This window comes from Acinetobacter chinensis (assembly GCF_002165375.2).
Taxonomy (GTDB): Bacteria; Pseudomonadota; Gammaproteobacteria; order Pseudomonadales; family Moraxellaceae; genus Acinetobacter; species Acinetobacter chinensis.
Map to the genome: position 1 here is coordinate 2,091,868 of NZ_CP032134.1, position 22,460 is coordinate 2,114,327.

Genomic DNA, 22,460 nt, shown 5'->3' on the forward strand with positions numbered 1-22,460 from the left:
AAAAAACTTAAACCAACTGTAATGCTTCATTTTTGAAATGTTTTCTTTAGAATTTTAGGATGTATAAAAATGGCTAAAAACCAAGAAGTAGCCCGCCAATCGTTAAGTGATCAGGCTGCCCGTCAGCTTGCCAATGCAACAAAAACAGTACCTCAGCTTTCAACCATTACACCTCGCTGGTTAACACATTTATTGCAATGGACACCTGTAGAAGCGGGTATTTATCGTGTCAATCAAGTCAGCAATACCGATGATATTCAGGTGGCGTGTACACAACGTGACGAAGCGACATTGCCACAGACTTTTGTGGACTATGAACTTAACCCACGTGAATATTTTCTCAATGGCGTTTCAACGGTTTTAGACATCCATACCCGTGTCTCAGATTTGTACAGTAGCCCGCATGATCAGATCAAAGAACAATTACGTTTAACCATTGAAACCATTAAAGAGCGTCAGGAAAGCGAACTGATCAATAACCCTGAATACGGTTTATTGGCAAGTGTTGCTGATAGTCAGCGTCTTTCAACCTTGACAGGTGCACCAACGCCTGACGATTTTGATGATCTCCTGCGTAAAGTATGGAAAGAACCAGGCTTCTTCCTTGCCCATCCTGATGCAATTGCAGCATTTGGTCGTGAATGTACCCGTCGTGGCGTGCCACCACCAACTGTTAGCTTATTCGGTTCTCAGTTCATCACATGGCGTGGTGTTCCATTGATTCCATCGAATAAAATCCCTGTGGAAGATGGTAAAACCAAAATCATCCTGTTACGTGTTGGCGAAAAGCGTCAAGGTGTAGTCGGATTATTCCAACCGGGTCTTGCAGGTGAACAAGCGCCTGGTCTATCTGTACGCTTCATGGGGATTAACCGCAATGCGATTGCATCTTATCTGATCTCATTATATTGCTCTTTGGCGGTACTGACTGAAGATGCTTTGGCTGTACTTGAAGATGTGGAGGTTGATAAATACCATGACTATCCAAGTACTTACAAGTAATTCATTGCCGACTGATACGGCATCTGCACAAGCCGATGCACCGATCAGTGAATCTGTGCTTGCACAATTGGCAGCAGAGTTTTTCTCTGCTTTGCCCAAACAAAATGCGCAGGGTTTAAACTTGGATTTACCTGAACAGGCTACAGGCAATGGCATCAGCCATCCACCGCAACCGAAAGATCCAATTGCGGCATTGAGTGGTCGTGTGCCTGCTGTAGTGCAACAAAGCAGCCTGAATCCAAGTGCGACACAACGATTCGCTGATCCAACCGCAGATCATCCTGAGCGTCGAATTTTATCTTCAGCGCCTGTGATTGGCGGTGCGCACACTCCTGATCCGTCTGCGTTATCGAATCGGATTCATTTGCCTTCTGCTACAACAGAAACACCAAGTGCATCTGCAATATCGCAACAAAATACGGCGCAGGGACAATCTGCTTATTACTTTTTAGACATTCCAAAGCCTGATGCGCTACAAGCAACAGCGCCAAGTGATGTATTGCGTAATCCTTTTGCTTTTGATGACTATCATGTTGTGGATGATCATCAACTCAAAGGCTTGCTCAAAGATCGTAATGACAAACCTGCGACTACTGAATCGGGCTATTATTTTGCTTCTGCGCCAAGTGTTGAGCAATCACAGTTTCAGCGTGAGCAAAATTTGCAAATCCCGACCACTGCACAAAATCATCAACCGATTGATATTTTGCAGATCCGTCGTGATTTTCCGATTTTGCAAGAACGTGTGAATGGTAAACCATTAATTTGGTTGGATAATGCAGCAACCACACATAAACCTAAAGCTGTGATAGATCGAATTTCATATTTTTATGAACATGAAAATTCCAACATTCATCGTGCAGCGCATGAACTTGCGGCACGTGCAAGCGATGCTTATGAACATGCTCGTGATGTGGTGGCTCGTTTTATCGGTGCGCCCTCTGCACAAAACATTGTTTTTGTCCGTGGTACGACAGAAGGTATTAACCTGATTGCAAAATCTTGGGGCAAGCAAAATATTGGTGCAGGTGATGAAATCATCGTGTCCAACCTTGAGCACCATGCCAATATTGTGCCGTGGTTCCAACTCACCAAAGAAACTGGGGCGAAACTACGAGTCATTCCTGTGGATGATACGGGGCAGATTCGAATTGATGAGTTTATTAAACTGCTCAATCCGAAAACCAAACTGGTTGCCATTACCCAAGTCTCCAATGCCTTGGGAACTGTAACACCAACGCAGGAAATCATTGCCTTGGCACATGCAGCAGGTGTACGTGTATTGATTGATGGTGCGCAGTCCGTGTCACACATGCCAACCAATGTCACCGCACTTGATGCAGACTTCTTTGTCTTTTCAGGGCATAAAGTCTTTGGTCCTACAGGCATCGGCGCAGTCTATGCCAAATCCGAATTGCTCGACAGCATGCCGGTCTGGGAAGGTGGCGGTAACATGATTCAGGACGTGACTTTTGAAAATGTGATTTACCAGCCTGCACCCAATAAATTTGAAGCAGGTACAGGAAATATTGCAGATGCAGTCGGTCTAGGTGCTGCACTGGAATATGTGGAAAGTATTGGTATTCACAATATTGCACGTTATGAACATGACCTGCTTGAGTACGGACAACATGCGCTACAAAGTGTTTCAGGCTTGCGTCTGATCGGCACTGCGCTGAATAAAGCGAGTGTGATGTCTTTTACCCTCGCAGGTTATGAAACGGAAGAAGTAGGCAAAGTGCTGAATCAGTATGGTATTGCAGTGCGTACAGGTCATCATTGTGCCCAACCGATCTTGCGCCGTTTTGGTGTAGAACGCACTGTACGCCCTTCTTTAGCGTTTTATAACACCACTGAGGAGATTGATCTGCTGGTTTCTGTGCTTCACCAGCTAAGACGTAACCGTTCACTCAGAACCTGATTGAACGGTTTACTCATAAAAGAACCGCCTTTTTCGAAAGGCGGTTCTTTTTTATGCAAAATAAAAATAAAATCTATGTTTATTCTTTCTTAAAAAAGAAAAGACTGTTAAATAAACAATCCGTTACATAACTTTACAGTCACTTATTTTATATTTCAATAATTTCAAAATCGTGTGTAATTTCAACACCACCGTCAGACAGCATTTTACTGGCAGAACAGTACTTTTCTGCGGACAGCTCTACAGCTTTAGCAACCTGCTTTTCCTTGACTGCTGTGCCTTTCACCACAAAATGCAAGTGTATTTTTGTGAACACTGCTGGAATGGCGTCTGCGCGTTCAGCTTTAAGCTCACATACAACATCTGTCACATCCTGACGTGATTTCTTAAGAATAGTCACAATGTCAAATGAAGCACACCCACCAAGTCCCATAAGTATGAGCTCCATGGGACGTGGTCCACGGTTTTCCCCTCCATACGCAGAGGCCCCATCCATCACTACACTATGACCACTTTCAGATTTTGCTTCAAAAGCAACATTCTTAAGCCAATGAACACTAGTTTGCATTGCAACAGAGATGGATCCGTAAATTTGAACAACTCCTATAAGTGATATTCTGCTCCTCAAATGATGTTATAAACATCAATATATGGAGTATTTTATGGCACGTAGACCAAGAAGAAATCATTCAAATGATTTTAAAGCTAAGGTAGCACTTGCTGCGATTAAAGCAGAAAAAACACTTGCTGAATTGAGTGCTGAGTTTGATGTTCATCAAAACCAAATTATTGACTGGAAAAATCAATTGATCTCAGCTTCCTCGCAAGCTTTCGATCAATCAAAAGCTCCAACAGAACCACCCATCGATCTAAAAAAACTACATGCAAAAATCGGTGAGCAGGCATTAGAAATTGATTTTTTAGAAGGTGTGTTGAAGAAACTGGGCCGCTTCAACCACAAAAGTTAATCGACGACTCACTTCAGATTTCAGTATCTAAGCAAGCTAAGCTGCTGAAAGTCTCCCGTGGTTGTTATTACTATCGCCCAAAACCTGTGAGTGCATCAGATCTGAAGCTGATGCGATGTATTGATGAATTACATATGCAATATCCTTTTGCAGGCAGTCGTATGATGCGTGATTTGTTGAATCGTCAAGGACATCATATAGGACGACGTCATACACGTACTTTAATGAAGAAAATGGGTATTCAGGCGTTATATTGCAAACCAAATTTAAGCCAGGCTAATCAAGCTCACCGTAAATATCCATATCTGCTCAAAGGGTTGGCTATTCAGCGCAGTAATCAAGTGTGGTCTACGGATATAACGTATATCCCTATGGCAAAAGGCTTTGTTTATTTATGTGCTGTGATTGATTGGCATAGCCGCAAGGTACTTGCGCATAGGGTATCGATTAGTATGGAGGTGGATTTTTGTATTTCGGCTTTAAATGAAGCGATTGAAAAATATGGTCGACCTGAAATATTTAATACAGACCAAGGCAGCCAGTTTACCAGTGATGCATTTATTGATGTATTGAAATCAAATGGCATTCAAATCAGTATGGATGGTAAAGGTCGATGGGTAGATAATGTGATGGTTGAACGATTATGGCGGAGCGTTAAATATGAAGAGGTGTATCTCAAAGCTTATAGCAGTGTCACAGATGCGAAAAAGCAATTAAGTGCATATTTTGAGTTTTATAATTTGAAACGACCTCATTCGAGTCTAGACAAAATGACACCAAATGAGTTTTACTATGATCAGCTACCCCAACAAAACAAGGTGGCTTAACTAGAGCGGAATATCACTTATAAATACGCTTTTAGTTGTTCAAACAAGTGGGACCACCTCTCAACTACCTAAAAAAAGCTATAAATTTACAAGGTACCTGTACACTAACATAATTTGAGTTGATAAGGAATTTCATCTCTTCTGTGTGACAAGTTCATTTTAGGTCTTGTGCGATCTATTACTTATCCAAATTCGGAACCGTTAGCATGACTTCAAACTTTTCACAACTAAGCACTGATGCGCTGTCTCCAGGACAGCTGCCAGAGTCAGTTAAAGCATTATTAAAACGTGCTTATATCAACCGTTATCCAAAACGTACAACAATTGTTGATGCAGGTTCAGAATCCAAATCGCTGTATCTGATCCTTAAAGGTTCAGTATCTATTATTCTGCGTGAAGATGATGAACGTGAAATCGTTGTTGCATATTTGAATCCGGGTGATTTTTTTGGGGAAATGGGTCTTTTCGAAGCGAATCCACAACGTACTGCTGAAGTCCGCACTCGTGACGTTTGTGAAATTGCTGAAATTACCTATGAAAATTTTCACGAACTCAGCAAGCAATATCCTGACTTAAGCTACGCTGTGTTTGCTCAGCTTGTGCGTCGTTTAAAAAACACCACACGCAAAGTAACAGACCTTGCATTTATTGACGTATCCGGTCGTATTGCACGCTGTCTGATTGATCTGTCTTCTCAACCAGAAGCAATGATTCTCCCTAACGGTCGTCAGATCCGTATTACCCGTCAGGAAATTGGCCGTATTGTTGGGTGTTCCCGTGAAATGGTTGGCCGCGTTCTCAAGACCCTGGAAGAACAGGGAATGATTGAAACTGATGGTAAAGCTATCCTGATTTTTGATGTCTCTTTAGAACAGAATGAAGTTTCTGAAGATGAATTTGATGAAGAAGATTAATCTTCTGATTCAATCAAAAAAGCAAATCTCCGGATTTGCTTTTTTTATGCCTCATATATTCTTTTTTGATTTCTGTCCCTCTTTTTATCATTTTACAGCCTGTGACTCTTAGGATAATGTATTCAAAGAATGAAACATGCACATATCAACAAGGATGTACCATGCAGTTTAAACCACTCGCCAGAACCGGAATTCTGTTACCTGAAATTTGCCTGGGCACCATGACATTTGGAGAACAGAATTCACAGGATGATGCTTTTAAACAACTGAATTATGCACTTGAGCGTGGTCTGAATTTCTGGGATACAGCAGAGATGTATCCCGTTCCTCCCAAGCCTGAAACTCAGGGTTCCACCGAGCAGATGATAGGCAACTGGATTACAGAAAATGGACAACGGGACAAACTTTTCCTGGCGTCAAAAATTGCTGGCCCATCTCAGGGTGGATCTCACATTCGTGATGGACAGACACGTTTCACAGCAACAGATATCAGCTCTGCACTGGATGGCTCTCTAAAACGATTACAGACCGATTACATTGATCTCTATCAGTTGCACTGGCCTCAGCGTCCAAGCCCGATTTTCGGCAAGCTGAGCTACGGAAACGCAGAAGCAACTGCGCAGCAGGATATTACGCCTCTCGAGGAAACGCTTTCTGCACTGAATGATGAAGTCAAACGGGGACGTATCCGCTTTATTGGCCTATCCAATGAAACACCATGGGGAACCATGAAGTTCCTGCAGCTCGCAGAGAAACTGGGAATGGAGAAAGTGGTCAGCGTACAGAATGCTTACAGTCTGCTGAATCGAACCTATGAAAGTGGCATGTCAGAAATTGCCCGTTTTGAAGATGTCGGACTATTGGCGTATTCACCTCTGGCTTTTGGCTATCTGACAGGAAAATACCGCCATGGCGTACGACCTGCAAATGGACGGATTACTCTTTTTTCACGTTTCAGTCGTTACAGTAATCCCGAAAGTGAATGGGCAACTGAACAATATGCGCAACTTGCCGAACAGCATGGACTGACTCTGACACAGCTTGCACTTGCATTTATCAAGCAGCAGTTTTTTGTCACAAGTACCATTATTGGCGCAACAACCATGGAACAACTTAAAGAAAATATTGATGCATTTGATACTGATCTTTCAGATGAAATCTTAGAGAGCATCAATGCCATTCACCGTCAGCAGCCTAACCCTGCTCCCTGAAGTATACTTCTGAGATATTTCTGAAAATACTTTCTTCCTGATTAAAAAAGGATGCATCTGCATCCTTTTTTACTGACCAGGTTGATCAGTTCAATTTTTTTAAAGTGTTATTTACCGCCACGAGCATTATAGACTGTCATCGCCGCAGGTAAATTTTTCCTCATTGCCTCAATACGCTGAGTGTTAGATGGGTGTGTTGACAGGAATGATGCATTACCACCATTACTTGCTTTTGCCATCTTCTCCCAAAGCGTAATCGCAGATTGTGGATTATAACCCGCCCTCGCCATCAGCATTAAACCACCCTGATCAGCACGGCTTTCCAGGTTACGTGAATACGGCAAGCCTACTCCCAGCTGAGAACCGATCTGTGCAATAGCTGCACCACCCTCACCCACACCTGCACTACTTAAACCAATTCCTAAAGCAAGGTCAGTCAGTGCCTGAGCACCTAATTTGCTTTTCGAATGCTCTTCCAGCGCATGGATCATTTCATGCCCCATAATTGCAGCAATCTCAGCATCCGTAAGATTTAAACGCTCTACAATTCCGGTATAAAACACAACCTTGCCACCCGGCATAACCGAAGCGTTCAGTTCATTGGATTTGATTACAGAAACCTGCCACTGGAATGGCTGTCCCGTCTGGTTCATCTGATCAGCATACGGGCGTAAACGGTTGTACACTGAATTAATACGTTTGTAAGTATTTGAACTTGTATCAAGCACGCCTTTACTGCGAGCCGTACTGATAGTCTGAGAATAGTTCTGGGCTGCCGCCGCATTTAAAGTAGCAGAATCTGCTCCTGCCATATCAGCTACGGTCGCACAACCCGAAACCGTAACCACTGCAACTGCACATAAACTGAATAACAGTCTGTTCTTCATTATAATAATCTCCACATTTCAGAAGCATACTCATGATAGGCGGATTATAGGTGATAGAAATGTAGCTTCCTATTATTAATCAACACACATTAATATTATTTATGTAATCACATTATAAAAACTGATAGCAAAGCCAGTACACCAGGCATGCAATATTCAGCACAAGATATGCATGACATAAAGGTTCAATTTTTAAATCAAGTTTTTCATTTTTACGTTTAAACCATAAAAAAGCATTCTGTGCCAGTATTACAGGAACCAGGATGCAGGCATATATGACAGATAGTCCAATAAATGCCTGATATACAATTTCGGGATTATGTGCCTGTGCCTGAATCGTCAGCATGGCAATCGTTGGTGCTCCACCCATTGCAAACAGCAGTGAATAAAAGATAGTTCCTGAAATATTTTTATGCATCCGTGCTTTCCATAGGGATTCAAAACTGCATTCTAGCAATGCCACTACGCTCATCACAGCAATACTGCATGGAACTTTAGTCGAAAACTTAGCTTATCACAAAAAAATCCACCCACAGGCAGATCTTTATTCCAGTTCTGAGGTCTTTGACTGAAATATTATTTAGACTTTTTCGCCTTTTTTACAGTCTTTGTTTTTGTTCCGGTAACCGTGGCTTTATTGCTGCTCGCATATAAAACTTTAGCTTCTGCCATACTCTTGTTCAGATCTTCAATACGGGCATTGTTGGATGGATGTGTCGAGGTGAAACGTGCCACTCCATTATTACTGCTTGAATCGAGCTGATTCATTTTTTTCCATACAGATACTGCAGCTTCAGGATCATAACCTGCTTTTGCCATCAGCATTAGACCACCACGGTCAGCCCTGGATTCAAGACTCCGTGAATAAGGCAGCCCCACACCATATTTACTGCCAAAATCGACCGCCTGGGAGCCCATTGATCCAAGTTTATCTCCTGCGTAGGTTTTACCTGCATCCACTGCAAGTTTAGTCAGAGCCTGGGCACCAATTTTACTCTTTGCATGTTCCTCCAGGGCATGGGTAATTTCATGTCCCATTACTGCCGCAATTTCTGCATCTGTCAGTTTCAGATTATTGACAATTCCTGTGAAAACAACCACCTTCCCACCTGGAACAACAAAAGCATTAACCTCATTCGATTTTATTACAGCCAGCTGCCAGTCAAATTTCTGACCCGTTTTATTGGCTTCATCTGCAAAAGGCAACATACGCTGATAAACAGCATTTACACGTTTATAAGTTGATGATGATGTATCGAGTGCCTTCTGAGTCTTCGCATCCGCGATCAGGGCTTTATAATCTTCTGCGGCATTCAGATTCAGTGTTGCAGAATCATTGCCCGTAAATTCAGCAATTGTGGAACATCCGGACAATAAAACTGCTGCGCTGATTCCAGCCAGGATTTTTTTCTTAATCATTATTTCACCAAAAAATATAATTTTTAAAATAATTTAAAGTTCATGTGAACGATTCAAAACATGAATCAGCTCACAAAAATAGATTGTTTTAAATTCAATTACAACAAAAAAAGCTCCCGAAGGAGCTTTTTAATCATTCAATACTCTTTCAGGAGCATGAATTATGCATCAAAAGGATGACGCATTACGATTGTTTCGTCACGATCCGGACCAGTTGAAATGATGTCAATTGGACATTCAATCAATTGCTCAAGACGTTTTACATAGTTGATTGCTGCCTGTGGCAACTGATCCAGTGATTTAGCACCAAAGGTAGATTCTGTCCAGCCTGGCATTGTTTCATAGATCGGTTTCAAAGTTTCAAATGCAAGTGCATCTGATGAACCTACGCAACCAGAATCAGCAGCTTCATAACCTACACAGATTTTCACTTCTTCTAAACCATCTAAAACGTCAAGTTTAGTTAAGCAGATACCTGAAAGTGAGTTTACGTCTACTGAACGACGTAGAATTTCAGCATCAAACCAGCCACAACGGCGCTGACGACCAGTAGAAGCACCAAACTCAGAGCCAACAGTACCTAAGTGTTTACCAATCGCATCACCAACATCGTTAGCAGCATCGTAAACCAGTTCAGTTGGGAACGGACCAGCACCTACACGGGTTGTATACGCTTTAGTAATACCCAGTACATAGTCAAGGTGCAGTGGACCAAGACCTGAACCTGAGCTTACGCCACCAGCAGTAGTATTTGAAGATGTTACATACGGATATGTACCGTGGTCAACGTCCAGTAAAGAACCCTGCGCACCTTCAAACATGATGTTTTCACCATTTTTGCGGTAGTTATGCAGTTCTGTAATGACATCAATCACAAGTGGTTTGATCACTTCACGCCACTGGTCACACAATGCAAGTACATCTTCAACTTTGACAGCTTCAACACCAAAGAACTGAGTCAGCTGGAAGTTATGGTATTCAAGCAGTTCTTCAAGCTGTGCTTTAAGATGCTCACCGCCACGTACAAGGTCTGCAACACGGATTGCACGGCGCGCAACTTTATCTTCATACGCAGGACCGATACCGCGACCTGTTGTACCGATTTTTGCATTACCGCGTTTTTTCTCACGTGCCTGATCCAGAGCAATGTGATGAGGTAAAATCAGTGGGCAGTTTGGAGAAATACGCAGACGTTCACGTACAGGCACGCCTTCACTTTCAAGAATACCCATTTCTTTAATCAAAGCTTCTGGTGAAAGTACAACACCATTACCGATCAGACACAGTACGTTTTCACGTAAAATACCCGATGGAATGAGATGAAGAACTGTTTTCTTACCACCAACGACCAAAGTGTGGCCTGCATTGTGTCCGCCCTGATAGCGAACAACCGCTGCCGCCTGGTCTGTGAGCAGGTCAACGATTTTACCTTTACCTTCGTCGCCCCATTGGGTACCGAGTACCACAACACTTTTGCCCATAATAGCCTCTTCACATCATGCTGTTAAAATTGAAAACCAGACACTGACAACAGACTGTCAGTGCTTTGCCGTTAAATCTTCTGAATGACCCATTCACCTGCAACACTGACCATTTTGTGTGTCGCATTCGGTACAGAGTTCAGTTCATCATTACCCAGTAACTGTATTACGCTCAAGCCCTGCTTTCGTGCAGTTGCAATTGCATTCTGTAACTGCTGTTCAGTCCCTTTCGGTGCAACCACTTTTTCAGCCTGGCTGTACTGACCAGCACACAGAGAATAAAGATCACATGAGAAACCGGTTGCTGGACGGGCACGACCAAAATGTTCGCCAATACCGTCATAACGACCACCCTGTGCGAGTGGAGCAGCACGGTTCGGTGCATAAACAGCGTACATCAGACCTGTATGATAATGATAAGAACGCAGTTCAACCACATCCACACCAATATCAAGCGCAGGCCAGCGCAACTGAATTTCACGCAGCGTTTCAGTCAGTGTGCTGAGTGCATCCTTAAAAGATACATCTGCAAGAATTTCAGCGCTTAAATTTGTCTGCAGTGCATCAAGATCGCTCGCATAACGACCCAGTGCATAAAAATCTGAACCAGATTTTAATTCTTTTGTGAACTCTGCAAGTTCTGGCAATGCTTTACGCTGATACAGGTCAGAAAGATGACTTTCTGTCACTTTGTTCAGACCTGCATGTTTCACCAGACTGCGGAACAATCCTACATGCCCCAGATCCAGATGGACACCATCCACCAGACCTGCTGTCTCAATCAGATTCAGCATGACATCAATCAACTCGACATCTGCATCAATACTGTCTGAACCAAATAACTCTGCACCCAGCTGTAACGGTGCACGTGTGGTATTGAAACCCTGAGGTTTAGTATGAAGTACTGTACCTGCATAGCAATAACGTGCTACGCCATTTACAGGATGTACATGCGCATCAATACGAGCCACTTGTGGTGTCATATCGGCACGCACACCAAGCAGACGACCGGAAAGCTGGTCAATCACTTTAAAAGTGGCTAAGTCTAAATCCTGGTTCGATTCTGAAAGAGAAGAAAGAGATTCAATGTATTCAATAAACGGCGTGTACACCAACTGATAACCACGGGATGCAAGAAAATCCAACGCAGTACGGCGCAACTTTTCAATAACTTGCGCCTGTTCCGGTAATACATCAGCTACACCATCAGGTAATAACCATGTCTCTGAAATGGGCATGTTGTAAACCTAAATCCTGTCAGCGCGGAAGTAATCCGCATAAAAAAATCGGGAACACACCCGATTTCTCTTATTTTAGCACGATCATTGTTGCTGTGCATCAGACTTTTGCAGAAAAGATGTGTTTCAGGAACAATTCAATGATTTTTAGTCTCTATTCATTTCCATCACTGTTTTACAACTGTTTAAACAATTTAATGACTCAAGGAAATTTATATTTTCTAAGTTAAGGGTAAAACCGTTGTCTGTTTAATTTTCTGCAAAGGAATCTCAGTTTTCACATTCTGAATCCCTGATATTTTATTTAAATGATGAATCTGGAATTTACGATATGCTTCCAGATCCGCAACCACAATTCTCAAGAAAAAATCACAATCCCCCGCCATGAGCTGACATTCAACAATTTCAGCAATATCCATAATCGCATCAATGAAATGATTGACCGTTTTCTCATCCTGACTTTTTAACCAGATTCGAGCAAAAACAGTCAGCCCTAAATTGACCTTTTGTGGATTGACCAATGCCACATAGCGATCAATGATTCCAGAATCTTCAAGCTGTTTCACCCGTCTCAGACATGGTGATGGGGATAAACCTATTCTTTCCGCAAGTTCATTATTCTGTAATTTTCCATCATGCTGTAATGCCTGTAGAATATTTTTATCCATCTGATCCATACAGCCACCCACCACAAGACATTTAATTTCATTTAAATTACAAAATAAGCAATAAAATATCAATTTTAATTTTTATAAAAGCAATTTAAACAAAATATAGCGCAAATAAAGGCATAAAATAATCCTCCCAAATGATTTCAACATCATCGAGTGAGCACTATGTTCCAGTTTAAAAACTCCGCCAAAGACCTCGACGCTTCAGTTGAATATCTGGAGTTTTTACGTGGTGTGAAAATTTCGATTCCAATGCTACTCGGGATTATTCCTTTTGCTTTGGTTTTAGGTACACAAGCCGCGCAAAAAGGTTTCTCTGCAATTGAAGTTCCATTACTTACCGGGCTTAATTTTGCAGGTGGTTCCGAATTTGCCATTATTGAAGTCTGGACTCAACCACCGCAGTTGATGTTCCTGCTTTTAATTACGTTCCTGGTCAACAGTCGTCATATTTTAATGGGCGCAAGTTTAGCACCGTACATTCGCCATTTACCCAATCGTAAAGCTTTACCTTTACTGTTCTTTATGTGTGATGAAAGCTGGGCGTTAAGTATCACCGATGCGCATAAAAACAATCCACGAAATCCGTATGTTGGTTTTAGTGTGTATTTTTATATTGGTCTATGCTTTGCACTGTATGTTATGTGGGTGGTTTTTACCACTTTAGGTGTTGGCCTCGGCGCATTCTTAGGCGATGTATCGAAGTTCGGTTTTGATATGGCATTTCCTGCCGTGTTTCTGGTTTTATTGCGCGGTATGTGGAAAGGATTCAAGCCTGCTTTGCCCTGGCTGATCAGTCTGATTGCTGCGGCTTTAGCTTATCTTTATTTACCCAAAGGCTGGTATGTTTTAGTCGGTTCAGTAACTGGCATTATTACTGCCATACTGTTTGTGGGAGATGAAAAATGATCCACATACCAACGCTCATTGCCATTATTTGTGTTGCTTTAACCACATATTCCACACGGGTTTTAGGCTATTTATTGCTTAAAAATAAAAAACTCAGTAAAAGAACCACACAGATTTTACAGGTCATTCCCGGCTGTGTATTGGTTTCAGTCATTGCGCCCTATTTTGTTTCAGACAATCCTGCCAATTTAATTGCAATTGTTATTACCTTGTTCGCAGCATGCTATTTATCACTTTTACCAACAGTTTTGATCAGTATCGTTGCGACAGGTTTTTTGAGATACTTTATCAGCTAAGGTAGCTCAAATTCGACTTAGGTCAAAATACACATGATGTTCAATCCAGTATTGAATCCAATCATGTGTATTTAAACCAAAAATTTATTTAAAAAAAATCAATTGTATAAAATCAAATTCACAATCAGCTGATATCAATTACATAGAACTCCGCTTTTCAAATTTTTTCGCCGATCTTCAATATTCAAGATGGAGCTTGCTACTCCATCAACAACCTGATCTAAAGCGTCTTTTGAAGAATTCACTAAATCCACTATACCGCCCTGATGCTTCGCTACAGGCTGTGTAAATACCATCCGACAACTGAATGTATTGCTTTGCACAGGCTTTGTCTCATTTTTAGCTGTCGTCAATGGATGATTCACCTGATCCAGTTTAATTGTCCAGTTTACAGCGACAGCAATCTCATTCTTATTATTAACATTTGCTGTACCTTGATTATCAATAAAATCAAATCTGGAAAAATCTGTCGCAATCCGATAAGTCGTTTTGCCACCGCTCATTCCACTATTATAACGATCTATCGCTCCTAATTTTTGCTGTAACCCCGAAGAAAGTCCATCACGTAATTCTGCCGCCAAAGTAGATGTCCAGCGATTTTCATTTAAAACTTTTGATTTTCCATTTGCTTCAAAAATGACGATAGGAATGCGGTTTAAACGGTCTGCTAACCCTACCGGCAATACTTCAATCATCATCAATTGATTTGTTTGATGGAGAGGCGTCGCAACAGGAATTTTGCCATTAAGTGAGTAATAATTCGGTGGAGCAGAAGTCGAGCACGCTGTAAGCACTCCACCAAATAAGCCCACGATGACATGCAATAAAACACTTTTGCGGTAAAACTTAATTTTAATCTTATGATCAATTGTCATTTTTCTTAGGCTCCGCTGTTTTACCTCGAATCAATGATTCAGGATGTTGTTCAATCTGGTCTGACATCAACTGCAGTGAAGCCGCAGCCCGAGTGATCTGTTGCAAGGCTTTGCGTAAATCCTGCTGTACAGGTGCATCACTTGCCAGAACTGTTTCGGTGGACTGTACCGTTTTACGTACATCGTCCAGTGTTGCCTGTAGATTCGGAGCAACTTTACCATCCAGCTGCTCAATCAGCTTTCTCGTTGAAAGGACAGTTGTATTCAGCGTTGCTAAAGTTGTACGGACATCCTGACCTATTTCCACCAGCGGGAACTTCGTAACATTATCTGCAATCTGAGCAACCTGAGCCTGCAAGCCTTTCAGTTCAGTTGCAGTGGTTGGTATTTCAACTGAACCATTCGAATACTGTACCGTTGTGGCAAACTTTGCCTTAGGAAATACATCAAAAGCGATATAGTTCTGACCGGTCAGCAAGTTCCCTGTACGCATCTGTGCACGCCAGCCACGTTCTACAAAATTCTTAAAAATAACCCCATGAGGATCGAGTTCACGACCATCTGCGATACGGGACGGATACACCTCTGCTTCCACCCGCATACGGATTTGAGTGTAATTATGATGAAATTCGGTATTGATTGCTTTCACATTTCCAATATCCACCCCCATAAAATCAATAGGTGCACCCACTGACAAGCCTCGAAGTGACTCGGTAAAATACATAATGACACGTCGCGGATTGATATCCGGTGCTTTGAGTGCCAGTTTTTCGCTATCAAACAGTTCAAAACGGCTGCGGTCAGGTGCTAAGCCTGCACTGGATTTTTCAGGATACCCAAAAGCAATACCGCCCGAAACAATACTTGCCAGAGACTGTGTATTCAGGCTGAAACCCGATGCATTCAGGCTGACATCCACTCCACTTGCCTGCCAGAATCGGGCATCACTCGTCACAAATTTATCGTATGGGGAGCGGATAAAAGTCTGCAACTCCACACTTCTACCATCCTTTGCCAGCTGATAAGCAGTAACCTGCCCGACATTGATTCTCCGATAATAAATGGGTGAACCATAATCCAGTGATCCCAGATCCTCTGCTTTTAAAAAGAAAACTTTACCAGGAACATCTGAAGCAATAACCGGTGGCGTTTCCAGCCCCTGAAACTCTTTCTGTTTCTGATCAGAACGTCCACCATCGACTTCTATATAAGCACCTGACAACAGTGTATCCAGACCCGACACTCCACCTGAACCAACACGGGGACGCACCACCCAGAAACGGCTGTCTTTCACCGCAAAATTACTGGCATCACGGCGTAATTCAATTTTAGCAACAACATGAGAACGATCTTCTGACAGCTCAAGCTCCCGAACCAGACCAATATTGACATGCTTATAACGGATAACCGTTTTTCCAGCTTCCAGTCCTTCGGCCGTCCTGAAGCTGACCTCGACTGTCGGTCCTGTATTTAAAAATGCTTTTATTGCCAGTGACAGAGCAATCAGCAATGCAATCAGTGGTATTAACCAGATCAGAGATGGTTTTAATTTGCTGCGCTTTTTAACAGGTTCAGGCAGTTCAGATATATTACCCGGAACATTTACCTGAGCATGCAATTCTGCTTTTTCATTGTCTGAATTATCGTTCGTCATACTCATATTTCTTTTTTTGATGAGTTAAAATCAGCATTGGTCACATGGACACTCACATGCTTATTCATTTTCTTACGCTGTTCAAGACTATAATTGTCCCAGATCATTCGCGGGTCAAAACTCTGTGAAGCCAGCATGGTCAGTACAACAACCGCACCAAAAGCTACAGCACCCGGTCCTGCAAGAATTGTTGCCAGTGACTGAATCTGAATGAGTGCTGCCAGCAATGCCACTACAAATACATCGATCATGGACCATCGACCGATAAACTCCACAATACGGTACATCGTAGCGCAATGCGCCGGAGAAAAAGTCACGCTTTTTGATGACTGAAGATATACCGCAACCAACAGTACAGCCAGAATGATCAGCTTCAGCATCGGAATAAAAATACTCGCCATAAAAATCACACTGGATACCAGATAATCTCCACTTTTCCAGAAATAGATCACACCACTCATAATCGTGTCCTGCTGTCGCCCGAGCAATGATTCAGTCACCGTCATAGGCAAAATATTGGCAGGAATATAAAGAATGATTGCCGCTGCCAGAAAGGCAAACGTCCTTTGCAGACTTACAGGCTTGCGCAGGTGTACAGGGCTGTTACATCGGCTGCAACGCTGATTCTCATCAACGGTATGATCAACAGCATCTGTCTCCTGCTGTGGGTTCAGCAATCCACAGCAATGACAAAGCACCAGAGACAGATCAATCGCTCTTAATGGCACTGCTTCAGTATGCAGATCTTTTTTTACATCCACACGGGAGGCTGGTTGCAGAACCGCAACATCGGTATTATTTTCAGAATGCTTCATAATGGTACATACACATCAATCGCATCCCATAAATCTTTAATTTTTATGGAGCCAATATATACCAGCAGCACACTTAATATTGCAATCGCCCAGAGTGCAATCCCAGGGATTACAACCACCATACCAACCAGTTTCACCAGGGTCACCAGTATCCCGATCAGGAAAACCTCCACCATTCCCCAGGTCCGTAAGAAATAAAGTGTTCTCAGTACCACCCGAATGGTTTTGCGGGAGTTTCTGAACACCTCCCGCCTGATACCCATAATGACCGTCAGAACATAAGTCATTAACAGGATGTACAACAGAGGAACAATAAAAGTGGTCAGCATCAGTAATGCACCTACGAAAGCCCGATCAGTCTGAAACATGATCCACGCTGCACCCAGCAGTGTTGTTTCTGAATAATTCCCCTGAAGCTCAACTTTAATAATGGAAAAGCTGTTCGCAATAATAAAAACGATAAGTGCCGTGACAATCATTGCAAGCAATGTATTGAAGTTATTTATTTTTCTGTATAACTCTGCACCACAGCAACTGCAATAAGCATACTCGCCTGTTGCAAGTGGCACTCTTTGGAAAACCGCATCACATTCTTCACAACCAATAAGGTCAGTATGATTTCTCAGTTGCATGCTGCGCACATACCTTTTTTAATATCGTTATAGAGTTTTTTGTCTTTAATAATTAAATTAACTCAAACCAGGCGTTTTTATGTTTATTTTTATAAGTGAATTGTTTACTGACAGATCAGTTTGATAAACCCAAAGAAATTGCCCCACCAGACAAGTATCCGATGGGGCAACCATGTTCAGAACCATTAATCAGACTAAGGTTTATTCTAAAATTGAATTCATTTTCAAAAGATTAAATAACAAATATAAGTTTAGCATTCCTTTAAGTCTGTTAAACGCATGACCAGTTCCGGACGCCCAGGAGTGTGATTCTGAAACTATTTATACTGCTCAAATTACAGGTTTTTCAGTTTAGCCAGAAGACTCACCAGTTCTGCATTTTGAAGTTCAAGCTGATTCAGACGGGTCGTGGTTTTATCCAGCACTTCCTGCTGAACCTGCATTTTCTTTGCCAGTCCCTGCATTATTTCCAGGGTCTTTTTCAGATTTTCTTCCAGATGCAGAACTTTGTCTTCTGTCTGCATAATCTGTGTATCAGAATGCACAGAATCATCCTGATTTCTAAAATACAACCAGAACAGAAAGCCTACCGCACAAACCAGCAGCAGAATAAATCCCCAGATCAAAATCAGCATCGCATTTCCCACTTAATTCAAAGTTCATTCTTTATTGATATATAAAATCACATCTTATGTGAACTGATGTATCAAAGATACTTTTCTTTATTCAATCAAAAGCTTTTTAAAGTCCTGACAGCTACATACTCAGTTCAGGTAAAGGACTCACACAAATCGAGTAAGCGGTTTGCGTATCCCCATTCATTATCATACCAGGCAAAAACTTTCGCCTGGTGCCCTGCAACCATAGTCTGAGTCAGATCAACAATTAAAGAATACGGCGAGTGATTAAAGTCACTGGAAACCAGCGGCTCTTCTGTAATATCCATAATTTCTGAGTAATCACGCTCTGCTGATTCCCTCAGCACCTGATTGATCGTATGCGTATCAAGAGGTGAACGCGAGACAAAAGTCAGATCAACTGCTGCGACATTGATAGTTGGAACACGTATGGAATAACCATCTATACGCCCTTCCATTTTCGGCATCACCCGCTTTAAAGCTCCCAGTGCAGAAGATGTGGTAGGAATAATATTCTGCCCAGAAGCCCGTGCCCGTCTTAAATCACGATGTGCATGATCCAGTACAGCCTGATCAGCTGTTACGGCATGAATCTCAGTCATCAGCGCACTTTCAATACCAAAAGCATCATCAATAATTTTGACCAGAGGTACCAGTGCCTGAGTCGTACAGGAAACCCCCGAAATGATCCGGTCAGTTGTCTTAACTTCGTGATGGTTGACCCCATAGACAATGGCTGCATCTACCGTATCAAACGGTGCAGCACCAATAATGACACGTTTTGCACCTGCGGTAATATGCTTCGTCGCGGCTTCATGTGAACGGAACAGACCTGTACATTCCAGTACAACATCCACATTCAGTTGATGCCACGGCAGTTTCTCAGGATCAGCTTCAGCAAAAACTTCCACCCGCAGACCGGCAAGCCCCGCACTGATATTCAGAAAAGAATGTCCGTCCTCTGTCTCAATACTGACCTTGCCTTTAAAGCGTCCATGGGTACTGTCATATCGAAACAGATGGGCAAGTGTTTCAACATCGGCAACATCATTGACAGCGACAATTTCAAAATGAAAGTCTTTAGGATTTTCAAACCAGGCACGTAGAACATTGCGCCCTATCCGCCCAAATCCATTAATCGCCACACGTTGCATTACTTATCCTTAGAATTGAAACCACACATTTCAGCTGAATATGTTATCGGATTTCTTTGCTTTATGGAGAATATTTGTCAAAATGCTGTAGAAAAATTCAAACCTAAAACATTAAAACAACTTTTGATAAAACTGAGAATTTTAAAATGGCGAATTTAGATCAATGCTTATACATTTTCATCGCCTCTTGCATCTTCTCAAGCCCTGTACTTCATGCAAAGCCAATTTATGCTTCATGCAATACACAACAAACTATACAACTGATTCAAAAGTTTAAATTATTGTCAGATTTAACACTTAAACATGAGGAAATTGAAAATCGTTTCGATTGTATCCAACTCAATGATTCACAAATATTGATTGCAACAGCCAATATGATCGAAATGAACCAAGGTAATTATCAGATCAATCTTGATTTAATTGATATGAATAAACAAAAATTATTAATGCGCTATCAACATCCTCAATTTTTTTCAGAAGCGAATGGTCGATTCTCATCAATTAAATTTGATCGTGCCCCATACTCAAACTTAGCTGAACAACATGTAATTGGATTAAAAACACACCTCTACAGTATAGGTGAACACAGCTATAATTTAGATAAGTTCAATTTATTCCGTATTATTTACAGCTCTCCGACTGCTAAAAACAATAAAGTTCAATCGGTTTTAAGAAATATAAACACTCAAATCCAATCGAATTGGCGACCTATGTATGGCTGTGATGAAAGTACCAATGATGACATAAAAAGCATTTTTATTCTGCGAAATACTCAGAATAATCAATTGCAAGATATTTTACTCAAACAAACTAAAAAATCAGTAGATACCGATGAAGAATGTAAAACAACCAAAGTGAATAAAACGCAACAACAACTTTTAAAATTTAATGGTCAGTCTTATCAAATCGACAGAACACAATTGTTGTATTCGGATGATTTAAAAGATGAATAAAACTATGAACAGAAAATTTGTGGCTTAAATTTTCCTATTAGGACAAGAGTACAGATCAGCACCTGTTCTATTAGACTTCTTGCGAAAGTTAATTTCAGCAAGATCTTATCAATATTGGATGTCCCCCTCTCCTTTCAGGATGAGAAACATCGTTTCGCAAGAGGGAGAGGTTTTCTATTTTAAAGCCCTCATCCTCTTGCGGAGTTACCTCCTCATCCTAGAGGGAGAAGGAACTCCAATATTCTTTTGGATATGTTTTGAATCTAAAATTTGAATATTTTCTGACTTATGCAAGAGATCTATTGTCAAAAACCTGCGTAAATTCAATGCTCAATGTAAGTTAAATCTGAAGTATTAATCGACTTCCAACACCATCGCAGCACCGATACCACCCGCAGCACATGCCGTCGTCAAAGCCACACCACCGCCACGGCGTTTCAGCTCATGCACAGTCTGACCGATCACTCGCCCGCCCGTTGCCCCAAATGGATGACCATAAGCGACTGAACCACCATTCACATTGAGAATATCAAAATTCACCTCACCTACAGCTTGAGAACGGTTCAATACCGTTTTGGCATAACTGTCTGAGGCTAAACCTTTAATATTACACAAAACCTGACCTGCAAAAGCCTCATGCATATCAATCAGTGTCATTTCTGCAAGTGGAATCCCTGCACGCTCCAAGGCAATTGGTGCTGCCAACACAGGTCCCATTAACAAATCTTCTTTTGGCGTTTTCGCGGCAAAAGCATAAGAACGAATATAGCCAATCGGTTCAAAACCTAGAGCTTTGGCTTTTTCTTCACTCATCAGCAAAACAGCCGATGCACCATCTGTCAAAGGACTTGCATTACCTGCTGTCACCGTACCTTTGCCCAAAAGGTCAAATACAGGTTTTAATTTGTCATAAGCTTCACGCTTCGGATTTTGACGGACAAGGTTGTCTTCTTTTAAAGTTTTGCCTGAACTTAATGTCGCTGTCAGTACCTGTTGATCTAAATAACCTTGTTTCCACGCATTGTCCGCATTGAAGTGTGATTTAAAGGCAAGGTCATCTTGCTCGCTACGACCAATGCCCCATTTTTTCACCATTTTCTCACAGCTTTGCCCCATAGTTTCATGGGTAGAATATTCTGTAATTGAAGGTTGTTGCGGCAAAATATCAGTCGGACGTAAAGCAGAGAGCAGTTTCAAACGATCTTTGAGTGTTTTGGCAAAATTGACATCACGCAATGTCGAAGAAAATTTTGCCGACATTGGTAAACGTACACTGCTAGTCGAATCTGTTCCACCTGCAATAATAATGTCCGCATTACCCGCCAATATAGTTTCAGCTGCACTGCTAATAGTTTGAAAACTGGTCGCACATGCCCGAGTAATACTATATGCATCAACATTTTCCAGCCCTGCCTGTAAAGCAATCTCACGGGCAATAAATGGCGCTTCTGGAATCATCACGGTCATGCCAAAAACCAATTGGTCGATGTCATCTTTATTTAAATTATTGCGTTTGATCAGTTCATTGACCACCATTACGCCTAAATCAATCGCATTCAAATCTTTATAATGTGTTGCAATACGGGCAAATGGAGTACGAACCGCATCCACAATGGCAATACGTCCATGCTTATTGGATAAATCTACTTTGCTGTTCACTTTCGTTCCTTAAAATTATTTTAATCAAAATGACAATAACCGAGAGTAAAGCGCTGTGTGTTTATTCAACAATGGCTGGACTGACAATCCTGACTGATATTTATGTGCTTAGTTGTTACAAATAAAATGTGCTGCCCCCACCCTTGGCTATGAATGAAAAAATCAACTCTCCTGACATACTCGAGGTGATTGTGAATTCATCCTAAATACGATGCTCAGTAATATTAATTTGATGCATCACGATTTCAACAAATCGAGAGGATTTAAAAAATTAAACATCATCTATATAAAAACCTCCAATTCACCTTAAAATCATTGGTGGAGCGCGGTTTTTCC

General features: G+C 41.7%; 22 protein-coding genes. 8 read left to right on the forward strand and 14 right to left on the reverse strand.

Going from position 1 to position 22,460, the window contains the following annotated elements:
- The first annotated feature begins 69 nt into the window (after nt 1-69).
- On the forward strand, nt 70-1,002 hold the full coding sequence (locus CDG60_RS10935; RefSeq protein WP_068974224.1) for a family 2A encapsulin nanocompartment shell protein: 933 nt from the start codon (nt 70-72) through the stop codon (nt 1,000-1,002).
- Entirely contained in the window at nt 977-2,923 is a 1,947-nt protein-coding gene (locus CDG60_RS10940) for a family 2A encapsulin nanocompartment cargo protein cysteine desulfurase (protein WP_087512400.1), read from the forward strand. The genes CDG60_RS10935 and CDG60_RS10940 overlap by 26 nt, the downstream gene beginning before the upstream one ends.
- Before the next feature lie 148 nt (nt 2,924-3,071).
- Here the strand turns inward: CDG60_RS10940 and CDG60_RS10945 are convergent, their stop codons facing one another.
- Nucleotides 3,072-3,491, reverse strand: coding sequence for an OsmC family protein (locus CDG60_RS10945; RefSeq protein ID WP_087512401.1), 420 nt, complete (start codon nt 3,489-3,491; stop codon nt 3,072-3,074).
- A 94-nt stretch (nt 3,492-3,585) separates the two neighbouring features.
- Between CDG60_RS10945 and CDG60_RS10950 the strand changes: the two genes are divergently transcribed.
- The 3 genes from CDG60_RS10950 (at nt 3,586) to CDG60_RS10960 (ending at nt 6,843) form a co-directional block, all read left to right on the forward strand.
- Nucleotides 3,586-4,718, forward strand: a protein-coding gene (locus tag CDG60_RS10950; protein ID WP_223155595.1) for an IS3-like element ISAba14 family transposase whose coding sequence is annotated in 2 segments (ribosomal slippage) — nt 3,586-3,838 and nt 3,838-4,718 — 1,134 coding nt in all. Because the reading frame shifts where the segments join, the coding sequence is not laid out codon by codon here.
- Nucleotides 4,719-4,924: 206 nt separating this feature from the next.
- Nucleotides 4,925-5,632 (forward strand): cAMP-activated global transcriptional regulator CRP, encoded by a 708-nt coding sequence (crp, locus tag CDG60_RS10955; RefSeq protein WP_087513889.1) that lies wholly within the window; start codon nt 4,925-4,927, stop codon nt 5,630-5,632.
- Nucleotides 5,633-5,793: 161 nt separating this feature from the next.
- Entirely contained in the window at nt 5,794-6,843 is a 1,050-nt protein-coding gene (locus tag CDG60_RS10960) for an NADP(H)-dependent aldo-keto reductase (RefSeq protein WP_087513888.1), read from the forward strand.
- Between the two features lie 107 nt (nt 6,844-6,950).
- Here CDG60_RS10960 and CDG60_RS10965 read toward each other — a convergent pair whose 3' ends face one another.
- The 6 genes from CDG60_RS10965 to CDG60_RS10990 form a co-directional block, all read right to left on the reverse strand.
- Nucleotides 6,951-7,730, reverse strand: coding sequence for a M48 family metallopeptidase (locus tag CDG60_RS10965; RefSeq protein ID WP_087513887.1), 780 nt, complete (start codon nt 7,728-7,730; stop codon nt 6,951-6,953).
- A 112-nt stretch (nt 7,731-7,842) separates the two neighbouring features.
- A complete protein-coding gene (locus tag CDG60_RS10970) occupies nt 7,843-8,148 on the reverse strand; it encodes a hypothetical protein (protein WP_087513886.1) in 306 nt (101 codons plus the stop codon).
- A 158-nt stretch (nt 8,149-8,306) separates the two neighbouring features.
- On the reverse strand, nt 8,307-9,149 hold the full coding sequence (locus CDG60_RS10975) for a M48 family metallopeptidase (protein WP_087513885.1): 843 nt from the start codon (nt 9,147-9,149) through the stop codon (nt 8,307-8,309).
- 161 nt (nt 9,150-9,310) lie between these two features.
- Nucleotides 9,311-10,630, reverse strand: a complete 1,320-nt coding sequence (locus CDG60_RS10980) for an adenylosuccinate synthase (RefSeq protein ID WP_087513884.1) — start codon at nt 10,628-10,630, stop codon at nt 9,311-9,313.
- A 71-nt stretch (nt 10,631-10,701) separates the two neighbouring features.
- Nucleotides 10,702-11,868: an ATP phosphoribosyltransferase regulatory subunit gene (locus CDG60_RS10985; RefSeq protein WP_087513883.1), complete on the reverse strand. Its 1,167-nt coding sequence runs from the start codon at nt 11,866-11,868 to the stop codon at nt 10,702-10,704.
- A 221-nt stretch (nt 11,869-12,089) separates the two neighbouring features.
- Nucleotides 12,090-12,545 carry an Lrp/AsnC family transcriptional regulator gene (locus CDG60_RS10990; RefSeq protein ID WP_087513882.1) on the reverse strand — a complete coding sequence of 152 codons (456 nt, stop codon included), beginning with the start codon at nt 12,543-12,545 and terminating at the stop codon, nt 12,090-12,092.
- 159 nt (nt 12,546-12,704) lie between these two features.
- On the opposite strand from CDG60_RS10990, the gene CDG60_RS10995 reads away from it, so the two are divergent.
- Together CDG60_RS10995 and CDG60_RS11000 are read left to right on the forward strand one after the other, a co-directional pair.
- Nucleotides 12,705-13,448 carry an AzlC family ABC transporter permease gene (locus tag CDG60_RS10995; RefSeq protein ID WP_087513881.1) on the forward strand — a complete coding sequence of 248 codons (744 nt, stop codon included), beginning with the start codon at nt 12,705-12,707 and terminating at the stop codon, nt 13,446-13,448.
- Nucleotides 13,445-13,744, forward strand: a complete 300-nt coding sequence (locus CDG60_RS11000) for a branched-chain amino acid transport AzlD family protein (protein WP_087513880.1) — start codon at nt 13,445-13,447, stop codon at nt 13,742-13,744. The genes CDG60_RS10995 and CDG60_RS11000 overlap by 4 nt, the downstream gene beginning before the upstream one ends.
- A gap of 134 nt (nt 13,745-13,878) precedes the next feature.
- On the opposite strand, the gene CDG60_RS11005 is transcribed toward CDG60_RS11000, so the two are convergent.
- The 6 genes from CDG60_RS11005 to gap form a co-directional block, all read right to left on the reverse strand.
- Nucleotides 13,879-14,619, reverse strand: coding sequence for a PqiC family protein (locus CDG60_RS11005; RefSeq protein WP_087513879.1), 741 nt, complete (start codon nt 14,617-14,619; stop codon nt 13,879-13,881).
- Nucleotides 14,609-16,273, reverse strand: a complete 1,665-nt coding sequence (locus CDG60_RS11010) for a PqiB family protein (RefSeq protein ID WP_087513878.1) — start codon at nt 16,271-16,273, stop codon at nt 14,609-14,611. The genes CDG60_RS11005 and CDG60_RS11010 overlap by 11 nt, the downstream gene beginning before the upstream one ends.
- A 2-nt stretch (nt 16,274-16,275) precedes the next feature.
- A complete protein-coding gene (locus CDG60_RS11015) occupies nt 16,276-17,088 on the reverse strand; it encodes a paraquat-inducible protein A (protein WP_087513877.1) in 813 nt (270 codons plus the stop codon).
- Complete coding sequence (locus tag CDG60_RS11020; RefSeq protein WP_087513876.1) at nt 17,085-17,720, reverse strand: paraquat-inducible protein A; 636 nt, start codon at nt 17,718-17,720, stop codon at nt 17,085-17,087. The genes CDG60_RS11015 and CDG60_RS11020 overlap by 4 nt, the downstream gene beginning before the upstream one ends.
- Before the next feature lie 335 nt (nt 17,721-18,055).
- Nucleotides 18,056-18,355 carry a hypothetical protein gene (locus tag CDG60_RS11025; protein WP_087513875.1) on the reverse strand — a complete coding sequence of 100 codons (300 nt, stop codon included), beginning with the start codon at nt 18,353-18,355 and terminating at the stop codon, nt 18,056-18,058.
- A 134-nt stretch (nt 18,356-18,489) separates the two neighbouring features.
- Nucleotides 18,490-19,512: a type I glyceraldehyde-3-phosphate dehydrogenase gene (gap, locus tag CDG60_RS11030; RefSeq protein ID WP_087513874.1), complete on the reverse strand. Its 1,023-nt coding sequence runs from the start codon at nt 19,510-19,512 to the stop codon at nt 18,490-18,492.
- A 146-nt stretch (nt 19,513-19,658) separates the two neighbouring features.
- Here gap and CDG60_RS11035 point away from each other — a divergent pair, with 146 nt between their 5' ends.
- A complete protein-coding gene (locus tag CDG60_RS11035; protein ID WP_087513873.1) occupies nt 19,659-20,465 on the forward strand; it encodes a hypothetical protein in 807 nt (268 codons plus the stop codon).
- A gap of 354 nt (nt 20,466-20,819) precedes the next feature.
- Here CDG60_RS11035 and fadI read toward each other — a convergent pair whose 3' ends face one another.
- Complete coding sequence (gene fadI / locus CDG60_RS11040) at nt 20,820-22,124, reverse strand: acetyl-CoA C-acyltransferase FadI (RefSeq protein WP_087513872.1); 1,305 nt, start codon at nt 22,122-22,124, stop codon at nt 20,820-20,822.
- Between the last annotated feature and the right edge of the window lie 336 nt (nt 22,125-22,460).

What these genes read in the sequence shown, in the direction of transcription:
- CDG60_RS10935 (WP_068974224.1), top strand. Translation starts at nt 70, where the DNA reads ATGGCTAAAAACCAAGAAGTAGCCCGCCAATCGTTAAGTGATCAGGCT.
- CDG60_RS10940 (WP_087512400.1), top strand. Translation starts at nt 977, where the DNA reads ATGACTATCCAAGTACTTACAAGTAATTCATTGCCGACTGATACGGCA.
- CDG60_RS10945 (WP_087512401.1), bottom strand. Translation starts at nt 3,491, where the DNA reads ATGCAAACTAGTGTTCATTGGCTTAAGAATGTTGCTTTTGAAGCAAAA.
- crp (WP_087513889.1), top strand. Translation starts at nt 4,925, where the DNA reads ATGACTTCAAACTTTTCACAACTAAGCACTGATGCGCTGTCTCCAGGA.
- CDG60_RS10960 (WP_087513888.1), top strand. Translation starts at nt 5,794, where the DNA reads ATGCAGTTTAAACCACTCGCCAGAACCGGAATTCTGTTACCTGAAATT.
- CDG60_RS10965 (WP_087513887.1), bottom strand. Translation starts at nt 7,730, where the DNA reads ATGAAGAACAGACTGTTATTCAGTTTATGTGCAGTTGCAGTGGTTACG.
- CDG60_RS10970 (WP_087513886.1), bottom strand. Translation starts at nt 8,148, where the DNA reads ATGCATAAAAATATTTCAGGAACTATCTTTTATTCACTGCTGTTTGCA.
- CDG60_RS10975 (WP_087513885.1), bottom strand. Translation starts at nt 9,149, where the DNA reads ATGATTAAGAAAAAAATCCTGGCTGGAATCAGCGCAGCAGTTTTATTG.
- CDG60_RS10980 (WP_087513884.1), bottom strand. Translation starts at nt 10,630, where the DNA reads ATGGGCAAAAGTGTTGTGGTACTCGGTACCCAATGGGGCGACGAAGGT.
- CDG60_RS10985 (WP_087513883.1), bottom strand. Translation starts at nt 11,868, where the DNA reads ATGCCCATTTCAGAGACATGGTTATTACCTGATGGTGTAGCTGATGTA.
- CDG60_RS10990 (WP_087513882.1), bottom strand. Translation starts at nt 12,545, where the DNA reads ATGGATCAGATGGATAAAAATATTCTACAGGCATTACAGCATGATGGA.
- CDG60_RS10995 (WP_087513881.1), top strand. Translation starts at nt 12,705, where the DNA reads ATGTTCCAGTTTAAAAACTCCGCCAAAGACCTCGACGCTTCAGTTGAA.
- CDG60_RS11000 (WP_087513880.1), top strand. Translation starts at nt 13,445, where the DNA reads ATGATCCACATACCAACGCTCATTGCCATTATTTGTGTTGCTTTAACC.
- CDG60_RS11005 (WP_087513879.1), bottom strand. Translation starts at nt 14,619, where the DNA reads ATGACAATTGATCATAAGATTAAAATTAAGTTTTACCGCAAAAGTGTT.
- CDG60_RS11010 (WP_087513878.1), bottom strand. Translation starts at nt 16,273, where the DNA reads ATGACGAACGATAATTCAGACAATGAAAAAGCAGAATTGCATGCTCAG.
- CDG60_RS11015 (WP_087513877.1), bottom strand. Translation starts at nt 17,088, where the DNA reads ATGAAGCATTCTGAAAATAATACCGATGTTGCGGTTCTGCAACCAGCC.
- CDG60_RS11020 (WP_087513876.1), bottom strand. Translation starts at nt 17,720, where the DNA reads ATGCAACTGAGAAATCATACTGACCTTATTGGTTGTGAAGAATGTGAT.
- CDG60_RS11025 (WP_087513875.1), bottom strand. Translation starts at nt 18,355, where the DNA reads ATGCTGATTTTGATCTGGGGATTTATTCTGCTGCTGGTTTGTGCGGTA.
- gap (WP_087513874.1), bottom strand. Translation starts at nt 19,512, where the DNA reads ATGCAACGTGTGGCGATTAATGGATTTGGGCGGATAGGGCGCAATGTT.
- CDG60_RS11035 (WP_087513873.1), top strand. Translation starts at nt 19,659, where the DNA reads ATGGCGAATTTAGATCAATGCTTATACATTTTCATCGCCTCTTGCATC.